Annotated in this window: 13 protein-coding genes and 1 pseudogene; 5 read left to right on the top strand and 9 right to left on the bottom strand. The window is 35.4% G+C overall.

What is annotated here, in order from left to right:
* Nucleotides 1-62 precede the first annotated feature (62 nt).
* Together HMPREF2795_RS10980 and HMPREF2795_RS09755 are read left to right on the top strand one after the other, a co-directional pair.
* Nucleotides 63-197, top strand: coding sequence for a hypothetical protein (locus tag HMPREF2795_RS10980; RefSeq protein ID WP_000667627.1), 135 nt, complete (start codon nt 63-65; stop codon nt 195-197).
* 219 nt (nt 198-416) lie between these two features.
* The gene (locus tag HMPREF2795_RS09755; protein WP_075228815.1) at nt 417-998 is read left to right on the top strand and encodes a TMEM175 family protein; all 582 of its coding nucleotides are present in this window, start codon (nt 417-419) and stop codon (nt 996-998) included.
* A gap of 295 nt (nt 999-1,293) precedes the next feature.
* On the opposite strand, the pseudogene HMPREF2795_RS11040 reads toward HMPREF2795_RS09755, so the two are convergent.
* The 8 genes and pseudogenes from HMPREF2795_RS11040 to HMPREF2795_RS09795 form a co-directional block, all read right to left on the bottom strand.
* Nucleotides 1,294-1,615 (bottom strand): annotated as a pseudogene (locus tag HMPREF2795_RS11040) (transposase); the annotation flags it as partial.
* A gap of 136 nt (nt 1,616-1,751) precedes the next feature.
* A complete protein-coding gene (gshAB, locus tag HMPREF2795_RS09760) occupies nt 1,752-3,998 on the bottom strand; it encodes a bifunctional glutamate--cysteine ligase GshA/glutathione synthetase GshB (RefSeq protein ID WP_075228773.1) in 2,247 nt (748 codons plus the stop codon).
* A 547-nt stretch (nt 3,999-4,545) separates the two neighbouring features.
* Nucleotides 4,546-5,763 carry a site-specific integrase gene (gene xerC / locus HMPREF2795_RS09765; protein ID WP_075228774.1) on the bottom strand — a complete coding sequence of 406 codons (1,218 nt, stop codon included), beginning with the start codon at nt 5,761-5,763 and terminating at the stop codon, nt 4,546-4,548.
* A gap of 66 nt (nt 5,764-5,829) precedes the next feature.
* A complete protein-coding gene (locus tag HMPREF2795_RS09770) occupies nt 5,830-6,093 on the bottom strand; it encodes a helix-turn-helix domain-containing protein (RefSeq protein ID WP_075228775.1) in 264 nt (87 codons plus the stop codon).
* Between the two features lie 48 nt (nt 6,094-6,141).
* Nucleotides 6,142-7,533 (bottom strand): Rep family protein, encoded by a 1,392-nt coding sequence (locus HMPREF2795_RS09775; RefSeq protein WP_075228776.1) that lies wholly within the window; start codon nt 7,531-7,533, stop codon nt 6,142-6,144.
* Nucleotides 7,534-7,920: 387 nt separating this feature from the next.
* Nucleotides 7,921-8,643, bottom strand: coding sequence for an ATP-binding protein (locus HMPREF2795_RS09785; RefSeq protein WP_075228778.1), 723 nt, complete (start codon nt 8,641-8,643; stop codon nt 7,921-7,923).
* 1 nt (nt 8,644) lies between these two features.
* Nucleotides 8,645-9,184 (bottom strand): hypothetical protein, encoded by a 540-nt coding sequence (locus HMPREF2795_RS09790; protein ID WP_075228779.1) that lies wholly within the window; start codon nt 9,182-9,184, stop codon nt 8,645-8,647.
* Nucleotides 9,185-9,198: 14 nt separating this feature from the next.
* Nucleotides 9,199-9,591, bottom strand: coding sequence for a hypothetical protein (locus HMPREF2795_RS09795; protein ID WP_075228780.1), 393 nt, complete (start codon nt 9,589-9,591; stop codon nt 9,199-9,201).
* Nucleotides 9,592-9,883: 292 nt separating this feature from the next.
* Between HMPREF2795_RS09795 and HMPREF2795_RS09800 the strand changes: the two genes are divergently transcribed.
* Nucleotides 9,884-11,380, top strand: a complete 1,497-nt coding sequence (locus tag HMPREF2795_RS09800; RefSeq protein ID WP_075228781.1) for a hypothetical protein — start codon at nt 9,884-9,886, stop codon at nt 11,378-11,380.
* Nucleotides 11,381-11,556: 176 nt separating this feature from the next.
* Here HMPREF2795_RS09800 and HMPREF2795_RS09805 read toward each other — a convergent pair whose 3' ends face one another.
* The gene (locus HMPREF2795_RS09805) at nt 11,557-11,895 is read right to left on the bottom strand and encodes a helix-turn-helix domain-containing protein (protein ID WP_075228782.1); all 339 of its coding nucleotides are present in this window, start codon (nt 11,893-11,895) and stop codon (nt 11,557-11,559) included.
* Nucleotides 11,896-12,027: 132 nt separating this feature from the next.
* Here HMPREF2795_RS09805 and HMPREF2795_RS09810 point away from each other — a divergent pair, with 132 nt between their 5' ends.
* The gene (locus HMPREF2795_RS09810) at nt 12,028-14,706 is read left to right on the top strand and encodes an SEC10/PgrA surface exclusion domain-containing protein (protein ID WP_075228783.1); all 2,679 of its coding nucleotides are present in this window, start codon (nt 12,028-12,030) and stop codon (nt 14,704-14,706) included.
* Between the two features lie 49 nt (nt 14,707-14,755).
* Nucleotides 14,756-15,376: a hypothetical protein gene (locus tag HMPREF2795_RS09815; protein ID WP_075228784.1), complete on the top strand. Its 621-nt coding sequence runs from the start codon at nt 14,756-14,758 to the stop codon at nt 15,374-15,376.
* The last annotated feature ends 413 nt before the right edge of the window (nt 15,377-15,789 follow it).

Genomic DNA, 15,789 nt, shown 5'->3' on the forward strand with positions numbered 1-15,789 from the left:
TTAATCAACTAGGATAACAACTATTTTTACTACTTTACCATGATTATATATAGGACTTATCTATGAAATTTTTTGATGAAAATTACTCACAAGAAATACCTACTCGTATCAAATGTTTAAGAAAAAAGTATAATTTAAAGCAAAGCGACCTAGGTAATGCAGGTCAAGTTAGCCAAGTTGAAAAGGAAGAAATCTGAAAGAAAATGTATCTTTGATAGTAGTCATTTATTGTGAAATATGATATATTTATTGATTAGATGGATGAATATTTCTAAAGTTAAATAAAATATGACAGATACATGCTTTTTAGTGTATCTTGTTTGTACTCAAAATATGAAGTGACTATCCAATATTTAAGATTAATAAATATTATACGATGAGATAGAATGCTACAAAATGAAAGGCGATGTAATCTGATGAAGAAAGATAGATTAATTGCATTGACAGATGCGGTTCTAGCAATTATAATGACTATCCTAATCTTAGAATTAGAAAAACCAACGACACCAAGTCTTCAAGCTTTTTGGGATTTACGGCAAAATTTCTTTGCTTATTTTCTTTCTTTTTTCTGGTTGGGATCGTTATGGATGACGCTAAACACATTATGGGAAAAGGTTGAGAAAATTTCTCAACAAATTGTTTGGTGGAATTTGTTTCTTTTATTTTTTGTTTCATTTATGCCCTACGCTACTGGAATAGTTAGTAGTCATTTCATGAATCATACGGCACAGCTCTTTTATGGACTGATCGTTATTGTTTCAACGGTAGCAAATTGGTTTTTACATAAAGTAATTGATAAACCCAATATAGATCAGAAAGAATTACTTGAAGCTACCGCACAATATAGAAAGTCATTGATACCTGACCTAATAATTAAAGGAGTGGGATTGATTCTATCCTTAATTCTCTATCCTCCGATTATGATGTATAGTGTTTTAATTGCGGCATTTTACATCATAACTTTAAAAACACTATACGAAAAAAGAGTGAATAACTAAAAAACGGTGACCAAAGTTAGGTGTATTATTTTAATGCTTAGAGACCTAAACTATTCCCCTATTTTAAAAATATTGATTCAGATTTTATGAAATTAAAAAGTAGATATTGTTCAGAAAATCCTTGATATTACGCTGTTTTTAGTCCAACTGAAATCCATACTTTCCAAACTAGGCTTGAAAAAGGCCCGTAAAGCGTCACAATTTAGTAAACGTTAAAACTTATTTACATTTATTAAAAGCATTTCGTATCAAAAATACGAGATGCTTTTTTCTAGCTTAATTTTACAAATTGGATTTTGAAGGACACCATGGACCTATTTTCAAGTTGATAACGACTACAAATTTGTTCTGGAGACCATGAAGATTGTAATCGCTCTTTAATTTCCTACTTCAATTCACAGGAGTCTAACTCGATTTTCTTCCCTTCTGCTTCGCCAATTGTTCATTGTGTGTTTGTGCTGCTTGTGCAGAGTAAGTGTCATTACCACACTTAATTCTCTTGAGAAGGTTGATTTGTGAACGCCTAATTTTCTAGCTATTTGGCAGGGTTTGAGACCTAATTCTAGGTAAGTCTCTATCTTAATTCGCTCAATTATGGTAATATGATGGTAGCTTATAGATTTCTCCCGTGTTCTGTTTAGTGTGGTTACTTACAGTTTACACGAGATTGGGCTCTATGAGTTTTTTGTTGCACTATATTTTACCATTTATCAAATATAAAAAAGTAAGCTCAGAAAATCTCTGATCTTATTCTCATATCTCTCCAAACAACTTCCGTAAAATTTTCGGTGTGATACGTTGTCCTGGCCCTACGTAAGTATAGGCGTGCAGGTACATGGCAGGATTGAAGTTGAGTTCGATACAGGTGCAATTTGGTAGCTCCTTACTAGCAGGCTTGGTGTAGTCTGGGATAATCAAATCGACTCCACAGGCCCAAGCCCCCATAGCAGTCGCCATATCGGCAGCTAGTTGTTTGTAACTCTCGCCCATCTGGTCAGTCATGTCAATGGAGTCGCCTCCAGTTGAGATATTAGAATTACCACGCAGAAAGGTTTGGCTACCTTTAGGCAAGACTGTATCAGGTGTGTAACCCTGCTGTTCCAACATGAGTAATTCAATATCACCCAGATTGATGATTTCAAGAGGTGAGCGATGGTCGCGACCACGCAGAGGGTCTTGGTTTTTCTTTTCGACTAATTCTCGGATGCTTGAGCTTCCGTCGCCTACGACATTGGCCGCGACGCGGAGCAGGACAGCCTCGCATTTTCCATCCAAGATAAAGAAACGGTACTCGGTCCCTGCCACAAACTCCTCGACTAGCACATGGCTATCTTCCGAAAAGGCGATGTCTAGGGCTTTTTCATAGCCAGAAAGGCTTGTTGGCTCTTGGAAGATGGAAATGCCCAGACCGAAGTTGGTGGATTTGGGTTTGACAACAATAGCAGAGTTGGCTATTTGTCCGTAGTACCGCAAGGCATCGTCCTTGTTAGCAAATTCTGCTCCCGCAGGTACTGGAAAACCAGCCTTGTCCAAAATCTTTTTGGTCACAACCTTATTAGCCATGGCCAGTGGAATTACGTAGTTATCTTTGGATGTCATGTTGCCATTTTTAATGTACTCCACATGGTCACCATGCCAGAGTTTGAGAAATTGGTCTTCCTCATCTAAAATTTCTACGTTCAAGCCCAGCTGAATGGCGTCAAAGAGAATCATTTGGGTGGAGAGTTCCATGTTTTCATAGCCTTTGAGGGCATAAGGTGCTGTCCAAGCGTAGTCATGAAAGGCTTGTCCTTGTTGTTGGCCAAATTTTTCAAGGGACCCTTCTTCAACCTGCTCTGCTATTTTTCCAGAAAGGGTCAAACGTGGATCAAGAAGAGAGGCCTCCACCTTAGTGATAAGCTGGCTATAATAGTCATCCAGTCCAAAGTGAGCGACGATGTCCTTCATGGCTGTCACGATAGGTTTAGGGTCAGCCTCTTTAGGAAGTGGTGTGTGGGGATGGCTGAGAGCGATTTGGTTGTTGAGAGTAGCAGCTACTGCCAATTCTTCGTCGACTTGCTCCATGTCGTCTAGCCACAAGAGTGCGAGTGCAAAGAGGTGGGTGGTGTCTAGTGTTTCTTGGCTGATTGCCAGTGGCTCAAAGGGGTTGAGGTCAAAGTTGCGGAACTCTAGATAGGAGATGCCCTTAGTCAAAAAGTCCCGGCTAGTCTTAGCACCGCGTAAACGGATGGCAGAGTAAAATTCTTTTTCGGCGGACAGTTGCCCAGATCCAACAGCGTTTTCGATGTCGGTCACGTATTGCTCCAGTGAAGAGAAGGAAATGTGAACATCGGGGGCATTGACATAGCCGTAGTTGGAGTTACGAATCGACCGCACGCAACCAATTTCATCTGTCAAAAACCCTTTTTCTGCTAGCGGGCTTGCTCCGTAAAGGTAGGTCAAGAGCCAGCGATAACACAAGAAGTTCTGAGCTAACTTGAGATAGAGGGCATTCTTGAAGGTCAGTAAATCGTCATAGTCACTGACTTCAAAGAGCTGCTGGGTCAGATCTTTGCCGAGTTCAAAATTATAGTGAATTCCAGATATGGACTGGAGCAATTTGCCGTAGCGTTCTGCCAAACCAACTCGGTATTGATACTCGTAGTCACTTTCCAACTGGGCAATCTGAATCTCTTCTTCTACAATCACAGGTGGCATGGATAAAGGCCAAAGATATTCTGACTTATCCATTGAGCGAATAGCCACATCGGTGATGGCCCCGAGGAAGCGACGAGCTTCCGTGGTCGACTGTGCTACCGGTGTAATGAGCTCTAGTTGAGGTTCGCTATAATCTGTCTGGATATAGGGATGGAAACTGCGAGAACCCAATTTTTCAGGGTGTGGCGTTTGAGCGACACGGCCTTCAGTATTGATTCGTAGAGATTCGCGCTCCAGACCAAAGGTAGCTTGTAAGATGGGAGTATTTGGGGATAATTTTTGAAATACGTTTGATAGGTTCATGATTTGGCCTCGAAATAACTAGTTTCTCTATTATTTTATCAGTTTGTTAAATAAACTCAACTTTCTGCTACGGAGATGGAGAAGGAAATGCTCGGACGAATTGACTATTTACTTGCATTAAATATAAGCAAAAGCATTAGTAGAAGTATTGAAACTACACCTAATAGTTTTTTCCCCACACTCAATCTCTCATTTCTGTCTTTTTTTCGTAGACAGTTATAAAGTCGATCAGAATAAACCTTGTAAGTGTATAAGTTAATTCTTACAGACCTAAACTATTCCCCTATTTAAAAAATAATGATTCATATTTTATGAAATTAATTAGTAGATATAGTTCTGAAAAGCCGTTATATTACGCTGTTTTTAGTCCAACTGAAATCCATACTTTCCAAACCAGGTCTTAAGAAAGCTCGTAAAGCATCACAATTCTCAAAACGTTAATCAATACGATTATATCAACGTTTCAAAGCACTCAAAAGTTTACCTTATGGGTGCTTTTTTCGTGTTTTTTTGAAAAGTTCACCTCAAAGTTTACCTTATTTTTACCTTATTGCTTTAGAGACTTTAAAGCAAATTCACCAACTGCCATAGGAACTACATTAGAAGTATTTACATAAATCTGTGTTGTTCCTGTGTCACTGTGTGTTAGAGCCTCAGAAATAGCTTCTAAGCTCATTCCTGCTTGTTTAGCAAGCGTTGCTCCTGTATGTCGCAGTTTATGAGGTGTAGCATGTGCCAGCTCTTTATGTCGCTTTCTGATGCTTTTCATTTTATTGTTTAGATAGTCAGCATGTAAAGGCTTGTTGATGTTTCCTCTTGTGTCGATATATGTAAAAACAAATTGTTCTGGGTTACTGATGATGCCAAACTTTGCTAGTTCATATTTTTGTTGTTCTTTCCAAGAGGTAAGAAGTTGAAGTAAGTCATTAGAAATAGAGAAAATAGTTTTCTTATTTCCCTTAGTAGATTTTACTTGTCCATATCTATCTAAAGCTTGAATTAGCTGAATCTGTGATTTTGAAAAGTCGATATGTTTCCATTGAAGAGCATAGGTTTCAGATTTTCTATCGCCTAAGAAAAAAGTGAGATAAAATAGGACATAATCTTTAAGGGTTATTTTATCATTCTCTAAATCTTCTTGAAATGCTGAGAACCATTCTTGGAGTTGTTCATGAGTTAGATATAAATCTTCCTCTCTCTTTGCCTCTGCAAGTTGAATCTTTTTAGTGGCTTTTATTCTTCTTAATATTTTTGCAACTTTATTAGCTTCTATATACTCAAGTTCTTCTGCCCAATCAAAAATGGAAATCACATAGCTACGTAAAGATTTGAAGTTCGCATATTCATTAGCCTTAGATGTCATTAGATTTAAGATAACTTGCTTATTTTGATTTAGAAACTGTATCGTATAGTTTCCAAGAAGTGGTAGTATATGTTTTTCAAAACATGTTTTGGTATTAGCAACTGTTGACCTGCTTGGTGGCTTAGAAGTGGATGTGGTTTGTCCTGCTTTATAAGAGTCCCACCAGATATTGTTATAGAAGTCTGAGAAAAGAATATCTCCTTTTGCTAGTCCTATAAACTCATTATCTTCTATTTGATTTAACTTGGTAAGTAAGTCTATCTCAGCTTGCCTTGCCTCCTTTCTTGTTTTGAATCTCTTATCGTAATAATTGCTATTAACAATACCAAGTGGCATTCGTGCTTCAATTGGGATATAGACTTTTAAGCGATAAGTTCCGTTTTTTGTCTTACTGATAGTCATGATATTCTCCTTGTGTATCGAACCAGAAAATATCATGACTATTATAAAACAAAAATATAGATATTTCTAGTTTTGTGAGTAAAGCCAAGAATTAATGGCTTCTTTATTAAATCGTATAGTCTTGCCTATTTTTATGGCAGGCAGTCCTCGTTTAATCCAACTATCGAGAGTATTGTTTGAGATACCCAAGTAGTGACAAGCTTGTTGTTTGTTTAAAAACGGACTTTCAAGGTTACTATTGTTCAGTCTATTTTCAATTTCTTTCTTGATGAGTTCAGCTAGTAGTTGCTGAATTTGTTGAACTTGTTCGTCTGGTATAATTACTTGCATTTGTTCCTCCAATGTATGGTATAATAGAGGTATCAAGAGATACCCTACTTACTTTTCTTGATTATCTGCAACCTCGTCCTCGCTCGCCAAAGTTTCGGATGGGGTTTTTATTTTGTCATATGCCCATATGTCCCATTGATTGTTGAATCCTACTTTTGAAACTAACATGGATAGAAGCTCTTCTTTGCTTTTCATTTCGTTCCCAGGTGTGAAATCATAAGACAAGTAAACATCATATCCGATCTCTGGTATTCTTCTCTTATAGTTCATAGTTCTTACAGGATGAGATTCGTAAAAAATAGGCTTCTCACTCGTACCCTTTAACGTTGCTAGATGTTCAATTCTCCTAACGTATTGAGATAAATCTTCATAAGCATTTCCTTTGGTATAGTAGAAGAAAGCTAAAGGGTGTTTAGAACTTGTGATAATAATGACCTTAGCAGCACCTATTTTATTTTGATAACGTGCAGATACTGGGCTGATATTATATGGATCCAGAACTTTTAACCAGTCCGAAGCAGTTAAGCTATCTCCTCGAACATCATCAAGTAGTAGGATTTCTTCTCCGTTTACTTCATCAAACATGTTAGTGCCTGCAGTCGTGATTGATTGCCATTTTTTGTTGTTTAGTTTTGCCATCTGAATGATATCTTTAGCTAATTCTTTTGCGAACCTTGACTTTCCAAGTCCAGAATTACCATAGATGAATAAAATAGTCTTTTTGAACTCTCCGTTTTCCAGTTCATCTTTTGTTCTGGCACCTTTAATTTCTCCAACAGTTTTAAACGCATCGTTTATTCTAGTTTTATGTACTATATATGGCGTGTGATATTTCTTATCGAGAAGTATGTCATTTTTAGTGATATTCTCGTTCAAAATATTATCGATTAGGAAATCAATGTCTTCAAAACTTTTCTGTACCTCTTTTTTAGCTTTTCCTTTTAGCCAACTCTCTTTCCTTTGATGATAGATTTCTAAGTAGTTTTTTCCTATCAAAGTGAATACCTCATCAGGGGAATATTGATACTTATCTTTATCTTTCGCATGAATTAAGTAAGCCAATAAGTTATCGTAGCCATATCTACCAGACTTCGCTTTTTCGAGATACTGTTCTGCTAATCCGATTTTTTCGGCTAAATCGGTTAATGTAGCACCTTTTGAAAATTTTAGTAAGGCATGGATATGGGGTTCTTTTAGTTCGGAGGTTGTTGAATTAGTTACACTGTCAAAACCTACGGATGTGTCCTTGTCATGCTTAATTGCATATGCTTCAGAAACTATTGCCACTTCACTAGCTCTTCTGACTATTTCTTCAAGAATTTTTTCGACATTTTCGGATTTAATGAGCTCTTCATCCCAACCATTTTTCCAATAAGTCGTATCAAAGTATTGTGTAATTGATATAGAAGTTAAAAGTGCTTCCTTCTTCTTTGAAGTCATTTATATTAAACCTTTCTTTTTTAACTATTCTTTAATTATTCTTTTAACTATTCTAGTGTTAGACCGTTGACAAGCCCAGTCTAACACGCGTTAGGAATAATTAAAAATTAAATTGTAGTAACTCTTGGGGCGTTGCCCCAAACCCCAGCCTCTCCTGCCCGATGATAAATCATCGACCCGAGAACGCTTGCCAATTCAACAAGGGACGGGGTAGTATTTTTCTTCGCTTCACTCCCTGCCTTTGGCATCGTTACGCTTAAAAAATCTCCACCCCTCAAGCCCTTGCGAATAGGCATTTTTCTGCTGGTAATGTCGTGCCGACACCTATACCGATGAATTCCTTAGGTAAGGTCAGTGTCGCGCTAAACAAGTGTAGCAGAAAAAGCGCTAGCTATATCTTGAAAATAGCTCTTGTATCCGCTGATTTAACCGTTCTTCGTCTCTTACTTGGATCGTACGAAACATCTTGACAGCTTCTCCCTCTAATTGGAAATATCCATACCCTCTAGGTTTTACGACAACTTCGCTTTTTTCCATATCTGGGAATAGAAGTTGCCTGTTATTCGTAGACATGAGAAAACTAGTGGATAATGAAATTATACAGTTGAAGTTATAGCGCCCTGGCAAATCAGACATTAAGAAACGTTGACTAGATAAAATGATTCGTAAACCTAAGCTTCTACCCATGCTGTTCATCATTAACATCTTAGAAAGTACCTCCTTATGTTTTTTCTTATCTGTCTGTTCTAGATAAGCGAGAAAAGCTTGCCACTCATCAAAAATTAGGTAAAGATTATGCGAGTTTTGTTCTTGCTTATCAAGTCTAGCTTCAAAACGTTGGTAGACTGTTTCGAATAATTCTAGACAGTTAAAACCTCTTGCGACATGATCACTAGTCATTGAAAACATTTCTTCATCTGCTTTAAAATCCAAAAAGTAAGCTTCAGCATCTGTATCATGAAATGAAATGAGTCCTAAAAGTCTTCTCAAAAAAGTGGATTTTCCCGAACCAGACGGGCCTGCAATAATCCATGCGAAAAATCGGTTAATGTCAATAGATGCAGAGGTTGGTTGACCTCTGCTATTGACCTCGAAAATATTTTTTATCATGCTAGAAGTCCTCTTCTCTTTGAGTTTTTTGCATTAGCATCATGTCATGAGTTGACACTAAACGAACTTTGATTGCAAGAAAGGGTTCGCGCTTGACACGCTTCACAACGCTATCTGTAGAATCGTTTGACATAGTTTTTACAACTTGTCTTACTTTTGTTGCAAAGTCTTCAAGAGCTTCGTCAGAGATTTCTTTGTCAATATGAACAAAGTAAATGCCTTGTTCTGCAACTTCGACACCTTGTGTGTAACTTAGTGAAGAGATTGGTAGTTCTGTTACACCGACTTCTGTTAACCAGTTATAGAAGCTATCAAATAAAGGATTAATAGCAGTTTGACTTCTTTGTTTGTATCGATGCCAAGCTACGGAGAAAATTTCTCCATCTGTGACAAGCCACATGATTAACAAAGAACCTAATATAATTGGCACTATCCATAATAGGAACTTAAGAAGTAGTGCTAGTAAAACAAAGGTAATTGAAGCTATGAAAAGCTGATAGTACCACTCTAATTCCATGGTTTTTCTTACAAAATTTTTCATACGAATCCTCTTTCTTATTTAAGTGAAATATCAGAAAGCTCGGTGACAAGAGCTAAACCGATTGGTTGCTTGAGCTTGTCAAATACAAATGCTACATCATAGTTGTTAAGTGTGATGTCAGCGTTAATCAAACTATCTAAGTTCTCGTTTTGATAGTTTTTCAACTTGATTTTAAAAGTTGGACAGTAAGCTTCTTGAGCAATACTAGCGAACTGATCGTAGAGTTTTTTATCTACGCATGTTAAAGATGCCCATGAACGTTGATTTTCTTGACCTTCATTCATGATACCATCGTTTTTGTCAACTACTTTAATAGCTGAAGGAACATCAACAGAAGTTGATAAAGCATCCAAAAATGCTCTTGCACTTTCGCGGTTACCGGGTGTTAATTTTTTTTCTTTTGACATGTTAATTCCTCCTGTCAAATTCATGGTCAGACTTTCTAGAATGCTGACGAGTAAAAAGTTATAACTTTAACTTCCCCTATAGTATATCTCTTTTTTATCTTGGTTGAGATGCGGGTTTGAAATAAATTCCGCAGTTTTAATTTTATAAAATCCTGACTAAGTTTAAATACAAAGCCTTATAAAAAATGATATACTATTATAGTGAGATAAAATTGTCTGATATTTAAAACTTAAGTATGTGAGCTTGAAAAGCAACGTACATCTCATTTTTATTTTAGATAGTAGGTGTGTTATGAATCAATATGATTATTTTAATTCTGAATTTTATTCTGGAAAAATTAGTGTTAGAGATATAGTAGATTTTTTAAAAAATCAGATTAGCCCCGATCAAGAAATATCTTCTGATGAGTTATTACAAAAAATACAATATAATGATATTTCTGAAAAAGAAATTTCTATGAATGAATTGGCGAAGTTTATAAATAAAAAAAGATTTCCAGATGTTAAAAAAGATTTTTTATTAGAAAATTTTAACAGAATTATAGATGCTCAGCGAAAGAGAGATAAAAAAAGTAAATCTTATTCGAGAAGAGCTTTTTTAGATAAATATTTTGAAGAAAAAGCCCCAGAATCAGAAGATACCTTAGCAAAATGGTGTAAAGATGAGCCTAAAAAAGAATCAAGTAGATTAGAATTATTATTTGCTTTTGATAAAATGTCTGTTGCTCATGAGATGTTCAATGATTATTTTTTAAAAAAAGTTTTAGAAGAACAGTTTTCAAAGTACTTAATGAAAGGTAAAAATAGTAAAGAGGACTCACTTGAAGTAGCTATGCTATGCGATATTTATAATTTAACTCATTTCTTATTACCTTCTTTAAAGATATTGGATAACAATGTAGATAGTGATTTAAAACAACAAATAAAGAGAGAGGTGGAAAGAAACTTAGGAACTAGGTTGAATAAAAATTCTTATACAAAAGAAATGAGTATAATTAACAATATTCTTAAAGAAGTGTCGGGTGATAATTTAAGCTTGAGTAGAAAACAATTCGAGAAATTTTTATCCTTATTAAGTTCAAAGGGGTATGTTTTCAATCTAAATTATCCTTCTGAAGTTGAACTTATTGATAAATTTCTTAATATTACAAAAGGACAGGAGTTTTCAAAGGAATGGGATGATTTAAACCCAAATAAAGTATCCGGTTATATTATTCATAAGCATAAATTCAAGGGATTAAAGAATCATAGACTTTATTGCAAATCTCCAAATAGTAATAGTAAGTATTTGAAAACTGAGCTGCCTAGAAAGAATGTATTTAAAAATAAAAAGCTTGTTTTAGATGGAAAGGGCAAGAAAAAAGTATCTAAAGAAGTGATACAAACAATTAAAAAAACTAGCATATCTAGTAATGTTGCTATTGTTAAACAAAAAATTTGTATAAATTTAATTTATAAGTCAAATAAAAATATAAATTTAGAATTTCGTCAGTTACCCAAGTTTAGTAATAATACTATAAGAAAAGGTAAAAGTATATCGAAGGATCGTAAAGCATTGGTGGATGTTGAATATAATCAATGGTTTCATATAATTAATTACTTTTATAATGTAAATGTAACTATTAAAGATAGAACTATTAAAATTAAGGTTAAATCTCTATCAAAACTTGAAAAAGATTATAATCATTTTAAAGTTTTAGGAACTTATGAGAAGTTAGTAAATCAAAATAGTAAAAACTTTTTTGATAGAATTAAAGAAGCTGATCATTATGATAATATCTATTTATGATTAATAAAAAACTAATTACTCAAATATAAATGCTTATCCGATTATTATTTTGGACTTATTTAATAAATAATGCTAATTTTATGTAAATAAGAAGTATCTATTAGTGTTTTGATAAAAATTCCTCCACAATATTATCTTGTGGAGGAATTTTTTGTTGATATTTATAAAATGATTTTCTATTTTATATTTTTTACAATCTCATTAAATGAAGATATAATTTTTCCTTGCTTGTCTTTGGGTAATTTTGTTAAGTTTTCAAAAAGTACTTCTGAAGAATCTTCTCGATCTGATTCAAATGATTGTAGGTTGAAGAACTCCTCGACCGTTAGATTTAGGGCTTTGATCACCGATTCAAGTGTCTTTATCTTAAAATCATACTTCATGTTCTCTATATTTTGAATCGCTTTAACACCTAACCCAGCGATTTCAGACAATTTTTCTTGACTTAATCCCTGCTCTTTTCTGCATTCACGTATGCGAAATGAGATATGCTTTTGTAATTTATTATATTCCATACTATCTACCATTTTACTATCTGTTTTATTTAAAAATAAGTATAATAAACTATCCAAAAACAAGAAAAGTATGGTAAAATGGTACTATAGTTTAATAAAATGCATAGGGCATTGTACAAAAGGAGTTTATAAATGTCAAAAACTACGGAAAATAGTCATAGTACTGCTAAAAAATTGTATACGGGTGCGGTTATTTCTGCCATCGCAGCAACTGGATTTATCGGAACTGCTCACGCAAGTGAGGTTACATCAGTAATCCCAACAGATGCTAAAAACGAACCAGCTTTAGTAGAGAAAGAAGCGCCTAAGAAAGTGGAAGTGAAAACTCCTACTAAGGAAGAAGTCGCTGAACTTGGTGCTACTGCTAAACAAACTCAAGAAGATACAGACAAAGCAAAAGAAGTCTTGGATCAAGCGAATGAAAATTCTGATAAGGCAGAAAAGAAAGTCGCTGACTTAAAACAAGCTAAAGACGATGCTCAAAAGACTGCTGACAAAGCAACACCTGAAGTTATCAAAGATGCTGAGAAGAAAGTGGAAACTGCTAAAGCAAAAGTTCCAACTGCTGAACAAGGGGTATCTTCTGCGCAAACTGAACAAGATGATGCAGACCGTAACGTTGCTATTCAAGGTAAAACTGTTGGTACAAAACAAGCAGAAGTGACTCAAGCGCAAAATGGAGTCACTGATGCTAAAGCAGAAGTGAAAACTGCTGAGGATGCTTTAAATGGTGTTGGTCTTGCTGACGCTAAAGAGAAACAAGACGCAGCTATTAAAGAAGAAGCTACAAGCAAACAAACCCAAGCCGATGCACAAACTGCTCTTGATGCCGCTAAGAAGTTGGACGGTGAGCTTGCTGACCAACTAAACCAAGCTGAAAAGACCGTTAAAACTGCTACACAAGATGTAGAGCGTACTGAAAACGAAGCTAAAGAAGCAACAACTAACCGTGATAACGCTCTTGCTACTTACAACCAAGCGGTATCTGTGCTTGATGCCCTTCAAGATAGCTCTAAGAAACAAACCATTACTCTTTCACCAGCTTTCATTCAAGCAGTGAAAGAGAATATGGCTTATAATGACCAAGATACAAGTTCTTGGACTTCTGAGGAACGTAATAAACGTACTATGGAGCTTTATGATAAAATCGTAAATGCACAAGTAGAAAACAAGAAACTCAACAAATACGTTCCAAGCAAAGCCGACCAAGCCGATAAAACTCGCTACGATATTAACAATCTCCCACAAGCGATTAAAGATGAGTTGAACTACTATGTGGTTGACCTTATTAACCAAATGCGCCGCCAACTTGGGCTTTCAGATGTTGTTCTTTCAAAAACTTCTCTTGAATTTGCTGATAAAGTTGCTAAAGAGTATGTGAAAGCAAACTTCTCTAAAGCCATGAAAGATGACTATCGTGCTAAAGGTGGTGTTGGACACTACGCTATCGGTATTAACAAGGTTGCTAAAGAATATGGTATGCCTACAACAGATGCCGAGGAAGAAAGCAAGGGTGAACAGTATTATGAAAACACTGTAACTACTTATGTTTTCCATGATTTTGACGATGCTGACGGAGTTTATCGTAAAACTCTTGGTGAAATGAAAGAACAGTTGTATAATGACCTTGTGATGTTGGTTTCAACTAAGGGTGACTATGGACACACTCAAGGTATCCTTCAGTTCGATTATGCTCATGAAACTATCTACTTTGGTGGTGTCGCACAAAGCAAGACAGATGATTTCTATACTACTCACTTCTTAACTGCTATTCGTAATGAAGAAGTAAAGGACTCTAAATGGGACAAAACTCCGATTGCAAACCCACTTAGCGATGAAGTGATTGAGCGTAAATTGAGTGAAGCTCGTCAAGCGCTTGCTGATGCTATGACTGCTCGTGACAATGCACAAGCTACTTTTGAAGCAAAAACAAAAGCAGAATCAGATGCGAAAATTGCTCTTACAAATGCTGAAGCTAATCTGACTGCCTTGAAGAAAGGTGAAAGCCCACTTGCTAACGCACAAAAAGCCTTTGATGCAGCAAAAGAACGTCATGATCAGGCAGTAGTAACTCTTTCTAACGCTAACGCTCTTGTCAACACTTTGACTACTACACAGTCTGTTAAAGAAGAAGCTCTTACAAATGCGCAAGCAAAATTGAAAGACGCTGAGCAAGTTCTTAAAACTGCACAAGAAGCGCTTAAAGCAGAAGAAGATAAGATGAAAGAGCTTGAAGCGATTGCTACAAGCAAAGCCCAAGCGGTATCTACTGCTAAGAAAGCACTTCAACATGCACAAGAAGAAGTTAAACAAGTCGAAAAAGAGCTTGCAGACCTTAACGGTGCGCACACTCGCTTGGCAGAAGTAAAAGCAGAGTTTGAAAACGCAGAAGCAGAGCTTAAAGATGCTTACAAAGCACAAAACGAAGCTAAAGTAGACTCTGAAACTAAGAGCCTTGCAGCAGACCAAGCGAAATTTGCTTACGAAACTGCTAAAGCTAAATACGAAGAAGCCGAAACAAAACGCTTGGCTGAACTTGCCGATGCCAAACGTAAAGAACTTGAAAAAGCAGGCTACCAACCAGTACCAGTTGTAGATGATAAAGGTAACGTGGTTGATTACACTGTAGAGAAAGTAACGGTAGGAACTAAAGACGATAAAACTTATAAAGCTCCTGCACAAGCTACAAATGCAAAAGCAGAACCTAAGAAACAACTTCCAAATACAGGATCGAAGGAGTCAGGACTTTTAGCATTGCTTGGAGCAAGTGTTGGACTATTTGCTTTAGCAGGAAAACGAAAATTTAGATAGAAAGAAAGAGGGGTAACCCCTCTTTTTAATAAATGAAAGGATTGACGATATGAGAACCCCTAAAAGATACTCAGATTTACTCAAACGAAAAGAACTCACTAATGCTATCATTGCAGAATGTATATACTCTGTAAATAAGCGAGCTAAAAACTATCGCGACAAGATAAAAGAATATAAAAACGCAAGATATTATTTACATCAACAAAATAACATTGAAGATGCTGAAGAAAATATGGAAAAATACTATGATATGAAAGAAAAACTATTGAGTAAATATAAACCAATAATGATTCATAAACAATATATAGGAGAGAAAAAACAACGAGTCTATAGTTATGAAAAAAATTATGAAAAGCTATATAACGAAAAAAGAAATGCTATAGTTTGGGAAAATAGTTACTATGACTATGACACTAACAAGGAAATTGAATTTTTTGATTATAGTTTAGGTAAGAAAGAATATCTTTATTTTTTGTACTATGAAATAGGTGAATATAGTTTTCATTCTCCAATTGATGAAAAAAGAGTAAAAAATTCTCAATTAGAAATCAAAGAGATAGATGAAGACTTTCAAACTCGTGGAGCAGATATTGTGGATTTACTATCAAAACAATTTGTACAAAAAGTAATAGATTTGTTGGAAAGTGGAGAGTATACATTGTTGGAATAGGAAAAAATTGTTCATCAAACATGTATAGTGATAAATTAAAAGAGAGCAGTGGCTCTCTTTTCTAATGAATGGAAACAAATTAGTATATATGTGAAAATTTTATATAAGGGAAACTTTTGATATTCTGGTTCGATTTTTGCTTATTTTTGATGAAAGTTTACCTTATTTTGATGAAATTGCTTAAAATTAGTTGAAATTTTATTTTTTGAAAGCTTATGAAAATGTTGATTTTAAAACACTTTGAAATTAGATGAAATAAGTGGTGCCCCAACCAGGTCTTAAGAAAGCTCGTAAAGCATCACAATTTAGTAAACGTTCTTCGAGAGAATTACAATACTTACAAAGAGCACCTTTCGAGGTGTTCTTTTTTGTACTTTCTTACTAAATTGGTGCAATTGACACAGTTGTTGCGA

Source organism: Streptococcus sp. HMSC056C01 (assembly GCF_001811305.1).
GTDB lineage: Bacteria > Bacillota > Bacilli > Lactobacillales > Streptococcaceae > Streptococcus.

Excerpts from the sequence above, each read along its gene's own strand:
- HMPREF2795_RS09785 (WP_075228778.1), bottom strand. The coding sequence starts at position 8,643 with ATGATAAAAAATATTTTCGAGGTCAATAGCAGAGGTCAACCAACCTCT.
- HMPREF2795_RS09800 (WP_075228781.1), top strand. The coding sequence starts at position 9,884 with ATGAATCAATATGATTATTTTAATTCTGAATTTTATTCTGGAAAAATT.
- HMPREF2795_RS09795 (WP_075228780.1), bottom strand. The coding sequence starts at position 9,591 with ATGTCAAAAGAAAAAAAATTAACACCCGGTAACCGCGAAAGTGCAAGA.
- gshAB (WP_075228773.1), bottom strand. The coding sequence starts at position 3,998 with ATGAACCTATCAAACGTATTTCAAAAATTATCCCCAAATACTCCCATC.
- HMPREF2795_RS09790 (WP_075228779.1), bottom strand. The coding sequence starts at position 9,184 with ATGAAAAATTTTGTAAGAAAAACCATGGAATTAGAGTGGTACTATCAG.
- HMPREF2795_RS09775 (WP_075228776.1), bottom strand. The coding sequence starts at position 7,533 with ATGACTTCAAAGAAGAAGGAAGCACTTTTAACTTCTATATCAATTACA.
- HMPREF2795_RS09805 (WP_075228782.1), bottom strand. The coding sequence starts at position 11,895 with ATGGAATATAATAAATTACAAAAGCATATCTCATTTCGCATACGTGAA.
- xerC (WP_075228774.1), bottom strand. The coding sequence starts at position 5,763 with ATGACTATCAGTAAGACAAAAAACGGAACTTATCGCTTAAAAGTCTAT.
- HMPREF2795_RS10980 (WP_000667627.1), top strand. The coding sequence starts at position 63 with ATGAAATTTTTTGATGAAAATTACTCACAAGAAATACCTACTCGTATC.
- HMPREF2795_RS09755 (WP_075228815.1), top strand. The coding sequence starts at position 417 with ATGAAGAAAGATAGATTAATTGCATTGACAGATGCGGTTCTAGCAATT.
- HMPREF2795_RS09770 (WP_075228775.1), bottom strand. The coding sequence starts at position 6,093 with ATGCAAGTAATTATACCAGACGAACAAGTTCAACAAATTCAGCAACTA.
- HMPREF2795_RS09810 (WP_075228783.1), top strand. The coding sequence starts at position 12,028 with ATGTCAAAAACTACGGAAAATAGTCATAGTACTGCTAAAAAATTGTAT.
- HMPREF2795_RS09815 (WP_075228784.1), top strand. The coding sequence starts at position 14,756 with ATGAGAACCCCTAAAAGATACTCAGATTTACTCAAACGAAAAGAACTC.